The sequence below is a fragment of the Pseudomonas sp. PDM09 genome, from assembly GCF_014852305.1.
In the GTDB taxonomy this organism is placed as follows: domain Bacteria; phylum Pseudomonadota; class Gammaproteobacteria; order Pseudomonadales; family Pseudomonadaceae; genus Aquipseudomonas.
On the sequence record NZ_JACVBI010000001.1, the window covers coordinates 434,458 to 453,775 of the forward strand.

Consider the following 19,318-nt stretch of genomic DNA (forward strand, 5'->3'; position numbering starts at 1 on the left):
ACAAGTCGGGCATGTTTCGTGGTCGAGTCAGCGGCGTTCCTGCCGGCTGATTTCTTCCTTGGCCGTTTCAAGCGCCGTCTGCAGTTGGGGTTGCTGATCCAGTTGCTGCTGGGCCAGGCGCGACAGGTTTTTCATCTGGGCCAGGTCACCACTGGCCATTGCACTTTGGATCGGTGCGGCGTACAGCGGCATGATTGGCGGATACGGTGACTCCGGCGGAATCACCGGGCCGGGTTCCAACGGCAGCGGGGAAACGTGGGACGGCACCGCCTCAATGAGGTGGGCGGGAGCATTGTTGACCTCGACCCACTGCTGACCATTCAAGTACGAGTAGTTGGCGACCCCTTCTTTCCAGTCGGTGCCCACCACCAGTCGCAACTTGAAATTCACGATGGAGTTCGAGCCTGAGCCGCCGTGATTGCCTTGTGCGGTGATCAGGATTTTGCTGACGCCGGGTGACATGACCGTCAGGTAGGTGTATTCGCCCCAGACATCGGAATGCACATCCAGAGGCGGGTTGGTCGCCTGAGTGATTGCGGCGGTGCCGTTGACAGTCTCGTCAGGGGTAAAGACCAAAAGATTGAGTGCCAGACTTTGTGCACCCGGTGCCGAAGTACCAATTCGGTAACCGAGCGGGAACAAACCGACAAGCTGTTGATTAGAACCAGACATGGTTATTGCCTCCATTGCAATAAGGGGAGCGGAAATAGCTGTTAGTGCTTTTCCAGGCGTGCGACTTCCTTTGCCAATTGCTCGTAAGCGGTAGTTAGCTCTTTGTTTTCTGGTGTGGATGCATCGCGTTGTTTCAATAGCGTCTTCATTTCCGGCAGGCTGCCGGCCTTGATCGCGCTTTGGATGGCCACCCCATAGGGGGGCATGCTATGGCGAGTTGAACTGCTCATAACGATTCCTTCCGTGGTGTTTTGCGGGCACTGCTGTCATCAGCAGTTTTGGCAGTTAAGCAGGCGCGGATAAATATGCAATGGGCAACTGAAGAGTAATTTTTAATATTATTTTATTAATCGCGACGGGTTAGGAGGCGACGTGTTCAATATTAAGTTTGGCGATGAAGGAAGTGCTGTTCAGTTACTTCTTCATAAGCTTCAAGTTCCTTATCGCCATTATTCGTATTTGAAAAATCAAGCCAGGGAGCCGGCGAGGAGGGCTGTGGCAGTTAAGCATGCGAAACCTGTGGGAGCGGGCTTGCTCGCGAAAGCGGCGTGCCAGGCGACATTAATGTCGACTGATACGCCCTCTTCGCGAGCAAGCCCGCTCCCACATGGATTGCTTAATTGACTGGCATTAGTTCATGGCTATGACAATCAGCTTCCAGCCTGTTTGTTCAACGCCTCTTCAGCCGCTGCAATTTCTGCCTGACGCTTGATGATCATGTCGCCTACGGGGGGGCCCTGGAAGCGCCGGGCTTCAAAGGCGAACCAGACAATCGCGGTCAGAATCAGAAAACCGAGCGTGATGTACAGCGCCCAATCGTTCGGTGGCTGGATGCCGATGACAAAGATCAGCACCATCGAAAGGATGGAGAGGATGGCGAACAATGAGTAAAACCCGCGCCCCATGTTCCACGGCCCCATGGTCGGCCACTTCGCAGTCCCGTAGGTAAACAGGCCCAGCACGATGGGAATGATGAAAGAGAAGAACAGGAAGATCACCGTGCAGGAGACCACGATCGTGTAAACCGGCGTTTCGCCGATCGAGACCAGGGACGATCCCCACACGAACAATACCGCAAGCGTGGCACCGGTCCAGATCGCCGCCACCGGGCTGCGATGGGTCGGTGAGACGGATGCCAATGCTTTGGAGAAGGGCAGGCCGCCGTCACGGGAAAACGCGAAGATCATGCGCGAAACCGAGGTCACGGTCGCCAGCCCGCAGAGAACCTGCGAGATGAAAATGGCCAGGTAAAGCGCCATCTTGATCGCCGGGTTCACCTGAGTGTCCATCGCCCAGAAGAACACATTCCAACCCTGCTTCGCCGCTTCGTCCATGCTCGGCAGCATCAGTACAAACGAGCAGAGCATCACCCAGCCGAACAGCAACGACCAGGCCACCGAGCTGACCATCCCGACCGGTACCGATACGGATGCCTGATGGGTTTCTTCGGAGGTATGCGCCGAGGCGTCATAGCCGGTGATGGTGTAGATCGGCAAGAGCAGGCCGAGCATGAAAATCCAGCCGTTCGACACCTGTGGCCAGACGTTGCCGCCAGCCTCGCCGGAATAGTTGCCGAAGGTCACCAGTCGGGCGAACTCATAGCTGGGTGCGGCGATCAGGCAGACGATGGTCAGCGCGAGCGCCGTGGCGAAGATCAGGTAGCCCGAGAAGTCGGTGAGTTTTGCGGTCAGGCCGATGCCGAAGTGGTTACACAAGGCCTGGAGGCCGGTCAGGATCGCCAGGAAAGTGATCCGTGTGGTGATGGTGTCTTCCATTCCCAGGGCCGGTCCGAAGGCACCGAAGAAGAAGTAATAGGTACCGACGTTGATCGCGCCGAGCACCGTGATCAGCCCCAACAGGTTGAACCAGGCCGTCAGCCAGCCGGTGAAGCGGTTACCGAGAATCGAGCCCCAGTGATAAAGGCCGCCAGCCGTTGGGTAGGCCGAGGAAATCTGTGCCATGGCCATGGCGAAAACCCCGGAGATCAGGCAGCCCAGTGGCCAGCCGATGCCGATGGCTGCACCGCCTGCACCCGAAGTGCCCTGTGCCAGCGAGTTGATGCCACCCGAGAGGATGCAAATGATCGAAAAGGAAATGGCAAAGTTGGAGAAAACGCCCATGCGTCGCGAGAGTTGCTGGGCATAGCCCATGTTGTGCAACACCTTGAGGTCGTCGTCTTGTGGCGCGGTGGCGCCAGGTTGGCTTACTGGACTCATAACGTGTGCTCTTGTTCAGGTTTTGATCCACATCCATCCGCGTGGTGCGTTGCCGAATGGGTTTGTCTTCAACCCCCTGTTGTACTGCTCCTGCCTCTAACGGTTGAAATCCATCCAGGTTGCGTGCTCACACGTTGGCCATGGACAGACGATTGCTCTAGAGACGGCCGTGAAACGCCGCGTCGAAAATTTCTGCCGCGCCAGTTCGTGTCAACGGCAGCGGGTTGCCGCCGGCGCAGGGGTCGACAATCGCCATGTCTGCGATCAGATCGGCCTGCTTGTCATCCACCCCCAGTTCAAACAGCGTATGCGGCACGCCGATGTCTTTGCGCAGCTTGAGGACGAAGGCCAGAAAGCTGTCGAAGCCTGGGGAGGGCAGACGCAAATAGGCCGCCAGGCGGGTGATGCGTTCCTCGATGGCCGGGCGGTTGAACTTCAGCACATAGGGCATGAACGTGGCATTGGTCATGCCGTGGTGGGTGTCGTACAGGGCGCCCACTGGATGGGCGAGTGCGTGCATGCCACCCAGGCCTTTCTGGAAAGCGGTGGCGCCCATCGCCGCAGCTGCCAGCATTTGCGCGCGCGCGTCGAGGTCGGAGGGGGTGTGTACGGCGCGTACCAGGGCATTGGCCACCAGCCGCATGCCTTCCACCGCAATACCTTCGGCCATCGGATGAAAGCCGGGAGCGCAGTACGATTCCAGGCAATGGGCAAACGCATCCATGCCGGTGCCAGCGGTGACTTTTGCCGGCATGCCGACGGTGAGGGCCGGGTCGCTGATGACCACCCGCGGCATCATTTTCGGGTGAAAGATGATGCGTTTGGTGTGCGTACGCTCGTCGATGATCACCGCCGCACGGCCCACCTCGGAACCGGTGCCGGCGGTGGTCGGCACCGCAATGACCGGGGCGATGCTGCTTTCGTCGGCGCGTGTCCAATAGTCGCCGATGTCTTCAAAATCCCAAACCGGTCGGGTCTGGCCACTCATGAACGCGATGAGCTTGCCCATGTCCAGGCCACTGCCACCGCCGAAAGCGACCACGCCATCGTGTTTGCCGGCGCGCCAGGCGTCGAGTCCTCCTGCCAGATTGGCTTCAATCGGATTCGGCTTGAGGTCGCTAAACAGCGCTACACCAAGGCCGGCAGCGCGCAAGGATTCCAGCGCCGCGGTGGTGATCGGGGCACGCGCCAGGCCGCTGTCGGTGACCAGCAATGGTCGCTGGATCCCTTGGCTGCGGCAGACCTCGGCCAATTCGGCGATGCGGCCAACGCCGAAGCGGATGCTCGTGGGGTAGTTCCAGTTCGCGGTCAGGCTCATGGCTCAGATCTCATGGCGCAGATGGAAGGATTTCGCGCGGGTCAGGTGTTCATAGCCAAGGTGCGACAGCGTGACGCCGCGCCCGCTGTTTTTCACCCCGGTCCAGGCCAGGGCCGGGTCCAGATAATCGCAGCGGTTCATGAACACGGTGCCGGTGGCAATCTCGTCGCCGATGCGTTCGGCGGCAGCGAGGTCTTGCGTCCAGATCGAGGCACTGAGCCCGAACTCGCTATCGTTCATCAAGGCGATGGCTTCGTCGTCGCTGGCCACCGGCATGATGCCGACCACCGGGCCAAAGCTTTCTTCGCGCATCACCGACATTTGGTGGGTGACGTCCACCAGTACCTGCGGCGCGAGGTAGGCGCTGCCCGGTGCATCGGCGGGAAAGTCCTTTGGATCGATCAGCGCCCTGGCCCCTTGTGCCAGCGCATCGGCGATCTGCCCGCGAACGAATTCAGCGGCGCTCGGCGTGACCAGCGGGCCGAGGGTGGTGGCTTCGTCCAGCGGGTTGCCCAGCACGTATTGGCGGGTCAAGGCGACGAAGCGCTCGACAAAGGCCGGGTAGATTTTTTCATCGACATAGATACGCTCGACGGCGCAGCAACTCTGTCCGGAGTTGAAGAAACTGCCGTCCACCAGGTTTTCCACCGCATGCTCAAGGTTGGCGTCTGCCCGGACGTAGGCGGGGTCTTTGCCGCCAAGCTCCAGACCCACGCCGAGGAAGCATCCAGTGGCGGCGCTTTCCATGACTTTGCCGGCGTCAACCGAGCCGGTGAAGTTCACCTGCTGCACGCGTCCTGAAGCGATGATCGCGGCGGTCTGTTTATGATCGAGCAGCAGGTTGTGAAACAGGCCTTCGGGCAGATGGGCGCGGCGCAACGCCTCGGCGAAACGCTCGCCGACCAGCAGCGTTTGTGTGGCGTGCTTTAGGATCACGCTGTTGCCAGCCATCAACGCCGGAATGATCGTATTCACCGCCGTCAGATAGGGGTAATTCCATGGTGCAACGACCAGCACCGTACCCAACGGTTCACGTTTGATACAGCGCCGAAAACCGGCGACAGGCGCAGGTTCAATTGCTGCCAATGCCTCAGGCGCAATGGCGATCATGTACCGCGCACGTTCTTCGAAGCCGCGCAGTTCGCCGGCGCCGAAGCGTACCGGGCGGCCCATCTGCCAGGCAAGCTCCGGCACGATCTCGGCCTTCATCGCCAGCATCGCGTCCACGGCGGCGCTGCAAAACGCGGCGCGTTCGCTCAGTGGTCGGCGCTGCCATTGCGCCTGGGCGGCTGCGGCCGCCGCCAGTGCCTGCTCGAGCTGCGCAGCATCGACACGGCGGCGTTCGGCGTAGACCCGGCCATCGACCGGGGAGATGAGTTGAACGATCTCAGTCATGGTGTGTGCTCAATAGCGCTCGAAGCCGCGCTGCAGTTCCCAGTCGGTGATGCGCCGGTCGTACTCTTTCTGCTCCCACTCGGCGGTGTGCACGTAGTGATCGATCACTTCATCACCGAACGCTTCGCGCAACATGCTCGAGGCCTTGAGCGCGGCGCAGGCTTCACGCAGGGTTTTCGACACTTCGGGCAAGTGCTCGTCGACGTAGGCATCGCCTTCGAAGGGCGGCGCCAGGTTGAGTTTCTCGTCGATACCGGCCAGGCCCGCGGCGATCAAGGCGGCGAAGGCCAGATAGGGGTTGAGGTCGGCACCACCGATGCGGCATTCGATGCGGATGGCCTTGCTGCCTTCCGCGCACAAACGAAAGCCTGCGGTGCGATTATCCCGGCTCCATACGGCCCGCGTCGGCGCGAAGGTGCCGGCCTGAAAGCGCTTGTACGAATTGATATAGGGCGCAAGAAAACAGGTGATGTCGTTGGCGTATTTGAGCTGCCCGGCCACCCAGGCGCGCATCAGCTTCGACATGCCGAACTCGGCCTTGGGATCAAAGAACAGCGGCTTCTTGGCATTCTTGTCCCACAACGAATTGTGCACGTGGCTGCTGGAACCGGCGGCGTCATAGCGCCACTTGGCCATGAACGTGATCGCCTTGCCTTGCAGTTGCGCGATCTCTTTGCAGGCGTGTTTGATGATCACATGGTGATCGGCCATGGTCAGGGCATCGGCATATCGGATGTTGATTTCTTCCTGCCCCGGCCCCCATTCACCCTTGGAGTTTTCCACGGGAATGCCGGATGCCTGCAGATGCTTGCGAATCGCCCGCAATACCGGCTCCTCGCGGGTGGTCTGCAGGATGTTGTAATCCTCGATGTAATGGCCGGCGGTTTTCGGCTTGTGATAGTTGCGCTTGTGGATCGCCTCATAACTTTCGTCGAACAGATAAAACTCCAGCTCCGAGGCGAACATGCCGGTATAGCCGCGTTCGCGCAGGCGCTCGATCTGCTTTTTCAGGATCGCCCGCGGGCTGTGGGGCAGGTCGCGCCGGTGGTGATGATCGAGCACGTCACAGAGCACCAGCGCCGTGCATTCCAGCCATGGCACGCGACGCAAGGTGGCCATGTCGGGTTTCAGGACAAAGTCGCCATAGCCTTTGCTCCAGCTGGCCGCGGCGTAACCCGGCACCGGTTCCATGTCGATGTCGTCAGCCAGCAGGTAATTGCAGCAGTGGGTTTCTTCATGGCCGCTGTCGATGAAAAACTCGACCTGGAATCGCTTGCCGACCAGTCGTCCTTGCATGTCGACCATGCAGACCAACACGGTATCGATCTCGCCGGAGGCAGCGGCGCGCTTGAGTGCATCAAAGCTGAGGAGGGGCTCGGTCATCACGTCAATCCTGCGTGAAAGGTTTGGGCCTGTCTGAAGTAGCTGTTGCAGACGCTCTCCAGAAAAAACCAAAACCTGCAGAATCGAGCATCGTGAGCAATGAGCTGCTGAAAGCTTAGCCTACTGTTGCCATGCGCAAGTTTCGGCCTGATGTAAACGGCGGTTATCCGGCCTGAACCATGGCCCGGGTTGTGAACCCGGGCCATGGCCAACAGCATTCGCCTCGATCAATGCCCGCCCACCACCATATGACTGAACGGCGCCACATAGGCCTGCAACGTCACCAGCCCGCCGACCAGAATCGCCAGCACCACGGAGTGGAAAAACACGTAGCGCAGGATTTCCCCTTCATGGCCGTACCAGCGGGTGGCGGTGGACGCGACCACGATCGACTGGGCGTCGACCATCTTGCCCATGACCCCGCCGGAACTGTTGGCCGCCGCCATCAAGACCGGGCTCAGGCCCAACTGCTCGGCCGTTACCCGTTGCAAGCCGCCGAACAGCACGTTGGAGGCTGTGTCCGAGCCGGTCAGGGCAACGCCGAGCCAGCCGAGCAACGTGCCGAACATGGGGTAGAAAATGCCCGTTGCGGCGAAGGCCAGGCCCATCGTGGCGTCGAGGCCCGAGTAGCGGGTCAGGAAGCCCAGGGCAAGCATGGCCACAATGGTGATCAGCGAGTAACGCACCACCCACAGCGTTCGCAGGTAATGGTGCAGCAGCTGCGGGATCGAGTAACCCATCAGCAGCCCGCCGAGGATCGCCGCCAGCAAGATGCCGCTGCCCGTGCTGGTGAGCCAAGTGAACTTGTAGACCGCGTCCTCTTTTTTAGGTGTAGGTACCACGGGCGGCACCTTTTCGATCTGTTGGTGAATCGTGGCGAAGGTCAAGGTCGGGGCAAAGATCGGGTTGGCCTCGCGCATCGGCTTGCCTTGGGGATCGAGCTTGGCCGAGTGGGTTTGCGGATCCATGACCGGGCGGGTATCGAACAGGTTTTTGAAGCTCTGGGTGCCCCAGGCAAACACGAAGACCGTGAGGATGATCCATGGCATCCACGCCCGCATCACGGCAGGTTTGGCGTCGCTGGCAAAGGTTGCGCTGGGTTTCTCATCCGGGTCAGGCTCTACTCTGGAGTCGTCGGCCCGGCCTGACAACGCGGCGGAGGTATGCACAGTGGCCGGCTTCCAGACCTTCAAGAAACCGGTCAGGCAGGCCATGGAAATCAGCGCGGCGATTACATCCACCAGCATCGGCCCGTGGTAGTTGGACACGAGAAATTGCGGTATGGCGAAGCTGACCCCGGCGACCAGGATCGCCGGCCAGATTTCCAGCATCTTGCGCCAGCCGGCGAAGGCCCAGATCAACCAGAACGGCACGATCACCGAAAAAAATGGCAGTTGCCGACCGACCATCATCGACAGCTCCATTTCATCCAGCCCGGTCACTTTGGCCAAGGTGATGATGGGCGTACCCAGGGCACCGAATGCCACGGGTGCAGTATTGGCGATCAATGCCAGGCCAGACGCGGCCAGGGGCGAAAAGCCCAGCCCGATCAGAATGGCCCCGGTCACCGCCACGGGGGTGCCGAAACCGGCGGCTCCTTCGAAGAAAGCGCCGAAGCAGAAGGCAATCAGCAGCAGTTGCAGACGTCGATCGTCAGTGATGCGCGCCAGGGAGTCTTGCAGCACTTTGAACGAGCCGTTCTCGGTGGTCAGCCGGTGCAGGAAGATGATGTTGAGCACGATCCAGCCAATCGGCAGCAGACCGTTGGCGGCGCCGTAAAGCGCGGCCGAGCCCGCCATGTTCGCCGGCATGCCGAAGGCAAAAATCGCAATCAACAAGGCCGAGCCCAGGGCCAACAACGCCGCCAGATGCGCCTTGATGTGGAAAAACGCCAGGGAGGCCAGCATCACCACCACCGGCACCGCCGCCATGATGGTTGATAGCATCGGATTATCGAAAGGGTCGTAGATTTGCTGCCAGACCATGTTCCACCTCTGCTTTTATTGTTGGTAGCGCAGCCCCCCGTGGGGGAAGGTGGTTTGGAGTATAGGTGGCATTACGCTGCTGTCTTGGCGGGGCCAGCCGTTCAGGTTTCGAGGCCGACCCCGAGGCGTGCGCTCCTTTCGACCATCGCCATGATCGTTGCGAAAAGTTCCTCCTGTGCCTGCACTGGCGTGATTTCTCCAGTCGCGGCGGCATGGGACAGCGCCTCGGCTGCACCGAGCATCGCCCGAAGACTCGCTGGCGCGATTTCACCCGTTCCGGCGAAGGGGAGGAGGGCGTTGCGGCACTTCTCCATGAAGATCGCTTCGTACTCGCGCTTGATCTTTTCCAGTTCGGGCGAGCTGGTCAACGCCGCGATCACGCCGGGTATCTCGCGGCCCTGGAGAAGAACGCAATCAACATATGAAGACGCGATGACCATTGCCTTGCTCGCCAGCGTCGGTTCACTGGTTTGAAGCGCAGCGTCCATGAGCGAGGTCTGACGCGCGTCGAACTCCTGATAAAGCGCCGCCAGCAACCCGGGGCGGGTGGTGAAATGATCGTAAACCACCGGTTTGGTCACCCCTGCCTGTTCGGCGAGCCGGCCAAGGGTCAAGGCTTCCGTGCCTTCCTCTCGAACCAGCTGCCAGGCGACATCCAGCAATTGGCGCTGGCGCTCTTTTCGGTGCATCCAGATGCAGCGACGCGGGCCGACCGCTCAGCGCCGACGCTTTTTGACAGACAAAAAAAGAGCCTCAAAGCTCTTTGATGGGGAGGAAGTAGAGCCAGAGGCTCAAGATGCGCATGAAACAAGTGGTGAGCTTATTGGGGTTCAGTTCACTCACCACCTACGCAACGGCTTTAAACCTCCAACCGCTACGTACCAACATCGTAAGAAGCCGGTGGCTGGCACTCAAGTACCATTAGTCTAATCCACCCGGCCAACCGGCCTGGCGTAGCGCTTTGAAGGTGTTGGCATCCAGGCCCGGCACCGTATGGCCGTTGCCTTCGGTGGTGTTCGAGGCCAGCAGGGCGTTGATGATGGCTTCTTCCACGGCTTCGGTGGCGGCCAGGAACAGCTCGCTGATGTGGTCGTTGTTGACCATCCTCAGGTGGTCGCAGGTGGGGGCGCCTTTGCCTTCATAAGCGGCTGGCGGCACGTGCTGTGCCACGGCTGCTGATTGATTTCGACTCCAAGGGCGGCGCCGACTAGCATGAAGAATTGGCGGACTAATGTACCTGCTCGATCCGTTCTACCAGGCCGCTTGTGCCGGTATTGCCGATGGCTTGCACAGCCTGGCCGCCGTGGCTCCCGACCAGTTTCAGCAGAGCGAGTATTACCTGAGCTACTTCCGCTCGGTGGTGGGTCGCGACGAGTTGCAGTTCATGGTCAACGTCGACGACGGGTGCTCGGTTTATCGTTGGGGCGCTCGACGACGTTCACCCTTGAAGAGCAGGGCCGTCTGCTGTGTGTGCGTGATTGGGTGCTGGCGGCCATGCGCCGTCACCTGCAACTGATGCCCCCGGAAGGGCCTACCGCCGAGGCCATGGCTGGCGACTTGGCGACCCTGCTGGATCGTTTCGATGCGCGTTTGTCGTGCGCGAAGTCGAGACGGCGCGGCTGATTCTCCAGGGCTTCTCCAGCAAAGCCATCGCCCAGCAACTGGGTATTTCCCCGGAAACGGTGAAGGTGCATCGGCGCAATCTCTATCACAAGCTCAATGTGAGTGGGCATGGAGAGCTGTTTGCGCTGGTGTTGCAGCCGCGTTGATACCTTGTGGGAGCGAGCCTGCTCGCGATAGCGGTTTATCATTCAACACGGTTATCGACTGACCCACCGTCATCGCGAGCAGGCTCGCTCCCACAGGGGGCGGGCGGTGACTCAGTTTTTCAGCGTGAACACCAACGCCTTCAACCCGCACTCAACATCGGCATCCGGAAACTCTGGCGGATTCTCCAGTCGCTGCTCAAACCGCAAGCTTGGCGCTTCGCGGGTGACGCCATCGATGAGAAAGTCCGCACCGAACGCCGGATCGTTCATGCAAGCCAGCACCGTGCCCTGTGGGCTGAGCAATTCCGGCAGGCGGCGCAGCACCCGCTGGTAATCCTTGGTCAGCAGAAAACTGCCTTTCTGAAAGGACGGCGGGTCGATGATCACCAGATCGTAAGGACCATTGCTGATGACCTTGCCCCAGGACTTGAACAGGTCATGGCCGAGAAAACTCACCTTGCTCAAGTCATGCCCATTGAGCCGATGATTGTCGCGGCCACGGCTCAGGGCCGAGCGAGCCATGTCCAGATTGACCACATGCGTAGCGCCACCCGCAATGGCGGCCACCGAAAACCCGCAGGTATAGGCGAACAGGTTCAACACCCGCTTGCCATCAGCATTGGCCCGCACCCAATCGCGGCCGTAGCGCATGTCGAAGAACAGGCCGGTGTTCTGTTTGCGGCCCAGGTCCACGCGATAATGCAGGCCGCCCTCGGTGATCGTCATCTCCTCGATTGGCTCCCCGAGCAGCCATTCGGTGGTGCTTTCCGGCAGGTATCGATGTTGCAGCAGCAAGGTATGCGCGCCGGATGTCGTCCATGCAGGCGACTGCGTGATCGCCATCAGCCGCTGCTTCAAATCGTCCAGTTGTGACGCTTGCGGTTCCTTGAACACGCAGACCAGCACCACGCCTTGCAGCCAGTCGACGGTCAATTGCTCCAGCCCCGGCCAGCAGCGGCCACGGCCGTGGAACAGCCGACGGGTTTCTGCCGGCGCAGCGGCAAGCGCAGTCAGCAAATGGTCGTGGAGGACGGAAAGGGCATCTGGGTTCATCGGGCAAAGTCGGCCATGCATGGGGGGCGGCATTTTAACCACAATTCGCCCCCCACGAACGAACGGCGCGCGTTTACCAATCCACCGAATAGCTGACCGCCAATCGACGCCCTTCGGCATGAGGGTAAGGCGCGGCCGCATTGGCCTGCATGTAGAGCGTTTCGTAGTTGCGATCGCTCAAGTTGTAGACGCCCATGTCCAGTTTGCCCACCGGCAATTCCACGCCGGCCAGCAGGTCGACTGTGGTATAGCCTTCGATTTTACGGCCGTTTCCATCATTGAAACCGGCGTCGTAGCTGTCCAGGCGCATCGCCTGCAACCGCAGGTTGTAGTCTTCTTGCTCATAGGCAACGAAGGCGGTGGTTTTGGCCGGTGAGATGCGCGTGGCCGGCAGGTCGAGCCATTCGCCGTTCTGGCGGGTTTCGCCTTTGGTCCAGGCGTAGGTTCCGCCCAGCGACCAGGCTTGATCGAGGTGATAAGTCAGGCTGGTCTCGACACCGCGCACGCGTTCTTTCTGATCGATCAGCCGTTGCGCACGGGTGACGGAGTCGTAGTACTGCGTCACGTCCGAGCGGTTCTCGAACAGCGTGACATTGGCCTGCAACGACTCCCAGTCACCGCGCCAGCCGAGTTCGTAACTGTCGACCTTGATCGCCTGAGCGTTGAGGTCCTGGATGTTGTAACTGCCGCGCACATCACGCAGGAAGCGCTGCACATCGGGCAGCGAGAAGCCCTGGCTGAAGTTGACAAACACATCCTGCGCACTGCTGATGTGGTAGACCGCACCGAGGTTGTAGAGGGTGTCTTCGTACTTCAGCGTGCCGCCGGGCAGCACCTCAGTCACGCCTGCTTGCCAGATGCCACCGAAGGCGATGCTGTCGGCGACGTCGCTGTGAATCCACTCGTGCCGCGCACCGCCGCGCAGGGTCCAGTCGCCGATATCCCAGCTCGATTGAGCGAAGAGCGCTGTGGTGTTGGTTTCAATGTCCGGGCCGAATGCATAGCGCTGGCCTGTCGGCGTGTAGGCCAAGCCGTCGACGCGATAACGGTCGCCCTGCTGGCTGATTTGTTCGTTCTCGAAGTCGGCGCCCCAGACCAGGTTGCCGGTGGCGCTGCCAATCGAGGGCAGGGTACTTTCCACGGCGGTGCGCAGGCCATAGACATCGGCTTCGCTCTCGGACGCCACGACCCCGGCGTTGGCACCCCAGTTGTATGGGAAGAACCGCGCTTGCTGTTTGCGCCAGTAGCTTTCCACCATCAAGTGCTGGCCGAACAGATCGCGATCGCTGTAATTGAAGTTCACCGCCTGGTTATGGGTGAACGGCTGGTCGCTCAATTGCAAGCCTTTGATCGCGACCGACGCGCCATTGCGAGAGCCGGCCACATAGCCGGTGTCTTGTTTGTCCTCGTACTCCTGCACGGACAGGCTCAGGCGTCGATCGTCATCCAGATCGAAGCCGAATCTGGCGTGCAGGTCATGGCTCTCGGTGTCCATGTTGCTGCCCTGAAACGCTTCCTGGGCGATGCGGTTGCCGTTGCCATCGAACTGGTCGTTGCGTTGCAACAGGTCGGCGGACACGTACCAGTCGAAGGCGTTCTGGCGCCCGGTCACGCTCTGGAACACTTCGTAGGCAAAACCTTTGCGATTGAAGTTGTCGGCGGTGCTGAGCCCTACGCGGCTGCTCATCGCCAGGGATTGCCCCTCGTTACGCTTGGTGATGACGTTGATGATGCCGCCCGAGGCGCCCGCGCCATAGAGGCTGCTGGCACCGGAGACCACCTCGATGCGTTCGATACTCGACGGTGCGATGCTGTTGAGCTGGCGTGAAACGTCGCGACTGGCGTTCTGCGAAACACCGTCGATCAGCACCAGCACGTTACGCCCGCGTATGGTCTGGCCGTAGTTGCTCATGGTGCCGGAGGAGGGCGCCAGACCGGGCACCAGCGTGCCGAGAATATCAGCCACCTTGCGCCCGGCAGCGGATTGTTGCGCGATCTCCTTTGCTTGAATCAACTGCACGGTGCCGGGAATCGAGGCGATGCTGGCCTCGCTACGTGTTGCGGACACCACGGTGTCGGACAGGGCCAGCGAACCGCTGCCCAGTTCCAGCGGCGCCGGAGCCGTTCGTAGCGTGACGCTGTTTTTACCGCTGAAGCGCCATTGCAGACCACTGTCGCGCAGCAGGCTATTGAGTGCCTGTTCGGTGCTGTAATCGCCCCTGAGCGACGGCGCCGTTTTGCCACGCAGCAGCGCCGCGTCGACGCCGATGGATAGCCCGGTCTGCGTGGCCAGTGCCGTCAGTGCCGTGTCCAGCGGCTGGCTCCCCAGTTCGAAGTGATAGGTGTCTGTCGCGGAGTCGGCGAAGGCCGGAACGGCGCAGCCCAAGGCAAGTGCCAGAGCGCTCAGGCGAAAGAGGGAGAAGGTCTGGTGGGTCATTGTTGTTGCTCATGGAATCGACTGTATTAACTCCAATGACCGGGCTGAAATGAAATCGGGCAGTTGTCTTGAAGATTTTTTTTGCTCAGCGCTGCCGCACCTGCACCAGGTATTTGCTGTAGGTCTCGATACGAATCGGCAAGACCGCCTGCAACAAGGCCAGTGCGGCATCGCTGTCTTGCGCGGGCAGCACGCCGGTGAAGCGCAGGGTTTGCAATTGCGCATCCGACGCCCAGATAATTCCCCGACGATGCCGATCAATTTCGGCCAGTACTTCGGGCAGCGGCCTGTCGTGGAAAATCAGCGGGGCGGGGAGCGAAGCGGTTGCCTGCGTGGCGGGCGCCATCCAGTTCTGCACGGGTAGCCACTGACCGACGGCGATCGCCGCCGGCAACAACAGGGCTGCGCCTATCAGGCGGGCGCGACGGGGCCGGGCTTTTGGTGGTGGAGAGAAGGATTGCCAAAGCTGCTGAAGTTGTTCGAACAGCTGCGCGTGGCGCGCATCGGCAGCATGCCAGGCGTTGAATTCGGCCAGAACTTCAGCTGAGGGCGCCTCGTCCAGACGCACCAGCCAATGGGCCGCCTGCTCGCGGATCTGATCCTGGGTGAGGCTTTCAGTCATCGCTCAACCCCTCGGGCAAGGCGTCGAACAAACGGGCATGGCAGTGTGCGAGCGACTTCGCCAGGTACTGCTTGACGCTGCTTTCGGAGACCTGAAGGTGTCTGGCAATTTCGGCATAGGAACAGCCATCGACACGCGCCATCAGAAAAGCCTTGCGCGGTTTCTCTTCCAGTTCTTCGAGCAACAGCAGCAGAACTTTGCCGAGCAATTGGCGCACGGCAATGATCTGTTCCGGGCCTTGTTGGGTCTGCTGATCGAGTAGAACGACCATGCTGCGAAGGGTTTCTTCTTCGACCCGGCGGCGATGATACTGATTGATCAACAGACGATTGGCTGCCACCAGCAGATAGGCCCGTGGTTCCTGCAATGTCGGCAAAGCATCCAGGCCCAGCAGTTTGACGAAGGTGTCATGGGCCATGTCAGCGGCATTGTCGGGGCAGCCGAGCTTTTTGCGCAGCCAGCCGAACAGCCAGCCATGATGCCCACGGTAAAGCTCGGAAAGAGACGAAGCGGACTGACCCGACACGACGAAACCTCGAACGAAGATAATTCGCAAATGGGAAGTTGTTGCAATTGCGAATGCTGTCATGTTGCTGTGCGACGTTCAAGTCTGATGCGAACGCAAGAGCAAGGACTCGCTGAACATCGCATCGATACAGGGCTCAAGGCTTGCAGTTCGCCCGATTTCGTCATCCGGTTGTATCAAAAATGAATTTCCACGAAGTCCGCTGCTCATACCTGTAGGTGGCGGATTTCAGCCCGCGAAATCAATTACGTAATCAGGGAGTGACACAGTCATGGGTCCAGTATCGACGGCGGGCGCGCACTTGTCTGACGGATTGATTCTTGTGGTGGAAGACGACCCGTTGATTCTGGAGTTTCTTTGCGAAATTCTTCAGGAGGAAGGCTTTGCGGTTGAACCAAAGATCAGCGCGGACGCCGCGTCGCAGTTTCTGGAGCAGCACGCGCCGGAGGTAGGACTGTTGCTGACGGACATCACCATGCCGGGCAAACTCAATGGCGCGGACCTGGCCAATCAGTTCGGCGACCGTTGGCCAGACAAACCGATCATGATCATGTCCGGCTTCGAAACCCCGAAAAGTTCGGGGGTCAAGCATCGGGTTGCGTTCATCAAGAAACCTTGGGCGGTGGGACAGTTGCTCGATTGTGTGCAAAACGCCTTGCATTCGAACCGGCCTGTGTAGGAGCTGCCGCAGGCTGCGATCTTTTGATCTTCGTTCTAAAAGCAAAATCAAAAGATCGCAGCCTGCGGCAGCTCCGTGGGTGATGTACATTGCCTGACAACATTCGCCTGGTTCTGGAAGTCGCCCTTTGTCAGCATCCGTGTTCAACACCTCGTACCGCGCCTTTCTGTTCGATATGGACGGAACTGTCCTCAACTCCATCGCCGCCGCCGAGCGGATCTGGACCACCTGGGCCCTGCGCCACGGTGTTGATGTCGATACCTTCCTGCCGACCATCCATGGCGTACGCGCCATCGACACTATCACTCGTCTGGCCTTGCCCGGGGTAGACGCTGAAGCTGAAGCCGCGTGGATCACCAAGGCGGAAATCGAGGATGTGGAAGGGATTGTCGAAGTGGCCGGCGCGGCGAGTTTCCTCAAGTCGCTGCCCGCCAATCAATGGGCCATCGTCACCTCCGCACCACGGACGCTGGCCCTGCGCCGAATGGCGGCGGCGGGCATTCCCGAGCCTTTGGTGATGGTCACCGCCGAAGACGTCAGCGCCGGCAAACCCGACCCTGCGGGGTATCGGCTGGCCGCCAGTCGGTTAGGGGTCGAGCCCACCGAGTGCCTGATCTTCGAAGACGCCGCCGTGGGGATTCGTGCGGGTGAAGCGGCGGGCGGCCAGGTCATGGTCATCACCGCGACCCATGTTCATCCGCTCCAGACCCCGCACACTACCCTGGCCAGCTACGACTCGGTCGAGGCGCGAGTGGATCTGCACAGCCAAATCAGCCTGTACACCATTTAATGTGGGAGCGGGCTTGCTCGCGAAAGCGGTTCATCATTCAACATTGATGTCGACTGATACACCGCCTTCGCGAGCAAGCCCGCTCCCACAGTAGATTGTGGTGGGTTCAGTAGATCCCGGGAATCAATCGCCAGCTACGGGCGCAGTAAGCCTCATATTCACTGCCAAACTGCGTGCGTAACAGCGCTTCTTCGGAGTGAATGCGGGCGATCAGCGGGATCAACATCAGCGCCACAAGAAGCAACCCGACGCCGGAGCGAAAGGCCAGCGCCCAGCCCACGCCATTGATCAGCAGCCCCAAGTAACTGGGGTTGCGCAAGGTCCGATAAATCCCCTCGGTGACCAGCCGGTGCCCCGGCTGAATCGCCACCAGGCCGCTGAAGCGTTTGCCCAATACAAACACCGGCCACATCCGCAGCGCGCCACCGCCGATGAACAGCAGTGCGCCCAGCCAGCGCACGCCCTCGCCACCGAAGGTCCAGAAGTCGATCCGGTCGGTGTAGGCTGGCAGGTACCCACTCAACAGCCCAAGTACCCCGAAAACCGGCAATACCCAGCGATTGGCCCGGTCTTCACGTTCGCCGGAGCTCAGGTTTCCCTCGCTGAACAAAGACACGATCGCCATCACCAGGGTTGCAAACGCAATGACCACCAACGGTGGGTGCGAGAAAAAAGCTGCCAACCCGCCCAGCCCGACTACCGCCAGAGCGAGGTAGGCAAGGGTGCTGACGAGGGCGAAAAACGCGAGTTTGGCCGAGATTTTCATGACTGACTTCACAACGGACATGTAGGAGCTGCCGCAGGCTGCGATCTTTTGATTTTGCCCCTGACAATATCGCTCAAAAATCAAAAAATCGCAGCCTGCGGCAGTGGTTGTTCGGTCATTCGACGCGGTACCGCGTTATCGCCAGGACGGTAGTCGCGGGGCTGGGTGAACTAAGCTTGGATAAGGATGATTCTATCTATTCACTCCCGGCGCGTTGAACATTTCGCTGGGCCGGGAGCGTCACAAGGAGCACACGATGCTTCACATCAGAACGCCCCTGATTCTGCACCCAGGCCTGTCAACCCCGACCCGGCGGATCTGGCTCAAGCTGGAAAACCTGCAACCCAGCGGCTCGTTCAAACTGCGCGGCATGGGCCTGCTGTGCAGTCAGGCCGCGGAGCAGGGCAAGCGTAAAGTGGTCTGTCCTTCCGGGGGGAACGCCGGGTTGGCCACCGCCGTGGCCGCCGCCAGCCTTGGGCTGAAAGCCTGCATCGTGGTGCCGAACACCACCCCGGAAACCACCCGCGCCAGGATCAGGAAAACCGGTGCCCAGGTGATCGTTCATGGCAAGGTCTGGGACGAAGCCAATCAACGGGCGAAAGAACTCGCAAAGGGCGCGGACACCGAATACGTGCCCGCTTTCGATCATCCGGTGCTGTGGGAAGGGCACAGCACGATGATCGATGAAATTCTCGAGGACTGTCCTCAGGTCGATGTGTTAGTGACGTCGGTGGGCGGCGGCGGGTTACTGGCGGGCCTGCTCACTGGACTGATCCGTCATCAGCGCATGGATTGTCGAATCGTTGCTTGCGAAACCCAGGGCGCGGCGTCTTTCGCGGCCGCCATCAGTGCCGGCCACCCGGTCAGATTGCCGCGCATCGATACCGTCGCCACCTCACTTGGCGCGGCGCAGGTGGCGGCCTGGCCGGTGCAGCACATCCTCGATTTTGCGCACGAATGCGTGGTGCTCAGCGATGATGAGGCGATCATGGGCGTGGTCCGTTACGCCAACGACTTGCGTCAGTTGGTCGAGCCAGCGTGCGGCGTTTCATTGGCAGTGGCGTACCTCGATCATCCGGCGATCGCCGAGGCCCATGATGTAGTGATTGTGGTGTGCGGCGGTGTCAGCATCAGCGCGCAATTGGTCGCGGGCTGGGCGCGCCTGTCCGCTGGGGCGCAAGCAACCTAGGGCCCGAACACTATCCAGTGTTGCGAGCCCCACGGCTGACTTTTACAGGTTACAGCGACTGACTGGACTTTATTGAGCGAGGATCGCTTTGGCCAGGTCCTCGTCGCTTGCCTTGAGGTCGGGATGATTCTGTCGAATTTCCTTCAGCACCGACTCCAGATAAACGCCGCGAATCGTACCGCCACTTGCCACGAAGCTAGAGGCATCATCCCGTGCGGGAATCACGATTTTGTCATCCTTGAACGTCGAGTACAGCGATGCGGAGACCCCAGCCGAAGTGGCGACATCTTTTGCATCTACATCGGCCATGGCCGAACCAACGGGCAAACAAAGCACTAGTGAAGATATGAGCAACAGACGGCGCATGACGGCGTCCTCCGAAAGCGTAAAGGAAGTAACACATAATTTAGGATGCCTGACTGTGCTCAGGAGTTCCCTGCCGATTCGATATAGGCACAGGTGAGCGCTCAGAACCGCACGTTTGCGCCATAGTCAGCTGATCACGCAGCCGGATCGTG

Annotated in this window: 17 protein-coding genes and 2 pseudogenes; 4 read left to right on the forward strand and 15 right to left on the reverse strand. The window is 60.2% G+C overall.

What is annotated here, in order from left to right:
• Positions 1-27: 27 nt before the first annotated feature.
• The 9 genes and pseudogenes from IB250_RS01960 to IB250_RS02000 all read right to left on the reverse strand — a co-directional run.
• Positions 28-672, reverse strand: coding sequence for a DUF1842 domain-containing protein (locus tag IB250_RS01960; RefSeq protein ID WP_192342750.1), 645 nt, complete (start codon positions 670-672; stop codon positions 28-30).
• Between the two features lie 41 nt (positions 673-713).
• Entirely contained in the window at positions 714-902 is a 189-nt protein-coding gene (locus IB250_RS01965; RefSeq protein WP_008012203.1) for a DUF1843 domain-containing protein, read from the reverse strand.
• Positions 903-1,322: 420 nt separating this feature from the next.
• On the reverse strand, positions 1,323-2,888 hold the full coding sequence (locus tag IB250_RS01970) for an amino acid permease (protein ID WP_192342751.1): 1,566 nt from the start codon (positions 2,886-2,888) through the stop codon (positions 1,323-1,325).
• A gap of 157 nt (positions 2,889-3,045) precedes the next feature.
• The gene (locus IB250_RS01975; protein ID WP_192342752.1) at positions 3,046-4,206 is read right to left on the reverse strand and encodes an iron-containing alcohol dehydrogenase; all 1,161 of its coding nucleotides are present in this window, start codon (positions 4,204-4,206) and stop codon (positions 3,046-3,048) included.
• Positions 4,207-4,209: 3 nt separating this feature from the next.
• On the reverse strand, positions 4,210-5,601 hold the full coding sequence (locus tag IB250_RS01980; protein ID WP_192342753.1) for an aldehyde dehydrogenase family protein: 1,392 nt from the start codon (positions 5,599-5,601) through the stop codon (positions 4,210-4,212).
• 9 nt (positions 5,602-5,610) lie between these two features.
• On the reverse strand, positions 5,611-6,984 hold the full coding sequence (locus IB250_RS01985; protein ID WP_192342754.1) for a glutamine synthetase family protein: 1,374 nt from the start codon (positions 6,982-6,984) through the stop codon (positions 5,611-5,613).
• A gap of 227 nt (positions 6,985-7,211) precedes the next feature.
• Positions 7,212-8,969, reverse strand: a complete 1,758-nt coding sequence (locus tag IB250_RS01990; RefSeq protein WP_192342755.1) for an L-lactate permease — start codon at positions 8,967-8,969, stop codon at positions 7,212-7,214.
• Positions 8,970-9,070: 101 nt separating this feature from the next.
• Positions 9,071-9,658, reverse strand: a complete 588-nt coding sequence (locus tag IB250_RS01995; RefSeq protein WP_192342756.1) for a TetR/AcrR family transcriptional regulator — start codon at positions 9,656-9,658, stop codon at positions 9,071-9,073.
• Between the two features lie 232 nt (positions 9,659-9,890).
• A pseudogene (locus IB250_RS02000) lies at positions 9,891-10,133 on the reverse strand (P1 family peptidase); the annotation flags it as partial.
• On the opposite strand from IB250_RS02000, the pseudogene IB250_RS02005 reads away from it, so the two are divergent.
• Positions 10,133-10,738: pseudogene (locus IB250_RS02005) on the forward strand (helix-turn-helix transcriptional regulator); the annotation flags it as partial. The pseudogenes IB250_RS02000 and IB250_RS02005 sit on opposite strands and share 1 nt — an antisense overlap.
• A gap of 111 nt (positions 10,739-10,849) precedes the next feature.
• On the opposite strand, the gene IB250_RS02010 reads toward IB250_RS02005, so the two are convergent.
• From IB250_RS02010 to IB250_RS02025, 4 genes are all read right to left on the reverse strand, one after another.
• Positions 10,850-11,791, reverse strand: coding sequence for a class I SAM-dependent methyltransferase (locus tag IB250_RS02010; RefSeq protein ID WP_192342757.1), 942 nt, complete (start codon positions 11,789-11,791; stop codon positions 10,850-10,852).
• Between the two features lie 73 nt (positions 11,792-11,864).
• Complete coding sequence (locus IB250_RS02015) at positions 11,865-14,228, reverse strand: TonB-dependent receptor domain-containing protein (protein WP_192342758.1); 2,364 nt, start codon at positions 14,226-14,228, stop codon at positions 11,865-11,867.
• 85 nt (positions 14,229-14,313) lie between these two features.
• Positions 14,314-14,850 carry a FecR family protein gene (locus tag IB250_RS02020; RefSeq protein ID WP_192342759.1) on the reverse strand — a complete coding sequence of 179 codons (537 nt, stop codon included), beginning with the start codon at positions 14,848-14,850 and terminating at the stop codon, positions 14,314-14,316.
• Positions 14,843-15,376 carry a sigma-70 family RNA polymerase sigma factor gene (locus tag IB250_RS02025; protein WP_192342760.1) on the reverse strand — a complete coding sequence of 178 codons (534 nt, stop codon included), beginning with the start codon at positions 15,374-15,376 and terminating at the stop codon, positions 14,843-14,845. The genes IB250_RS02020 and IB250_RS02025 overlap by 8 nt, the downstream gene beginning before the upstream one ends.
• A 271-nt stretch (positions 15,377-15,647) precedes the next feature.
• On the opposite strand from IB250_RS02025, the gene IB250_RS02030 reads away from it, so the two are divergent.
• Positions 15,648-16,055 (forward strand): response regulator, encoded by a 408-nt coding sequence (locus tag IB250_RS02030; protein WP_192342761.1) that lies wholly within the window; start codon positions 15,648-15,650, stop codon positions 16,053-16,055.
• A 127-nt stretch (positions 16,056-16,182) separates the two neighbouring features.
• Positions 16,183-16,845 carry an HAD-IA family hydrolase gene (locus IB250_RS02035; protein WP_192342762.1) on the forward strand — a complete coding sequence of 221 codons (663 nt, stop codon included), beginning with the start codon at positions 16,183-16,185 and terminating at the stop codon, positions 16,843-16,845.
• A 106-nt stretch (positions 16,846-16,951) separates the two neighbouring features.
• On the opposite strand, the gene IB250_RS02040 is transcribed toward IB250_RS02035, so the two are convergent.
• Complete coding sequence (locus IB250_RS02040; protein WP_192342763.1) at positions 16,952-17,611, reverse strand: methyltransferase family protein; 660 nt, start codon at positions 17,609-17,611, stop codon at positions 16,952-16,954.
• A gap of 256 nt (positions 17,612-17,867) precedes the next feature.
• Here IB250_RS02040 and IB250_RS02045 point away from each other — a divergent pair, with 256 nt between their 5' ends.
• The gene (locus IB250_RS02045) at positions 17,868-18,800 is read left to right on the forward strand and encodes a pyridoxal-phosphate dependent enzyme (RefSeq protein WP_192342764.1); all 933 of its coding nucleotides are present in this window, start codon (positions 17,868-17,870) and stop codon (positions 18,798-18,800) included.
• A gap of 69 nt (positions 18,801-18,869) precedes the next feature.
• On the opposite strand, the gene IB250_RS02050 is transcribed toward IB250_RS02045, so the two are convergent.
• Complete coding sequence (locus IB250_RS02050) at positions 18,870-19,166, reverse strand: DUF2388 domain-containing protein (RefSeq protein WP_008012177.1); 297 nt, start codon at positions 19,164-19,166, stop codon at positions 18,870-18,872.
• Between the last annotated feature and the right edge of the window lie 152 nt (positions 19,167-19,318).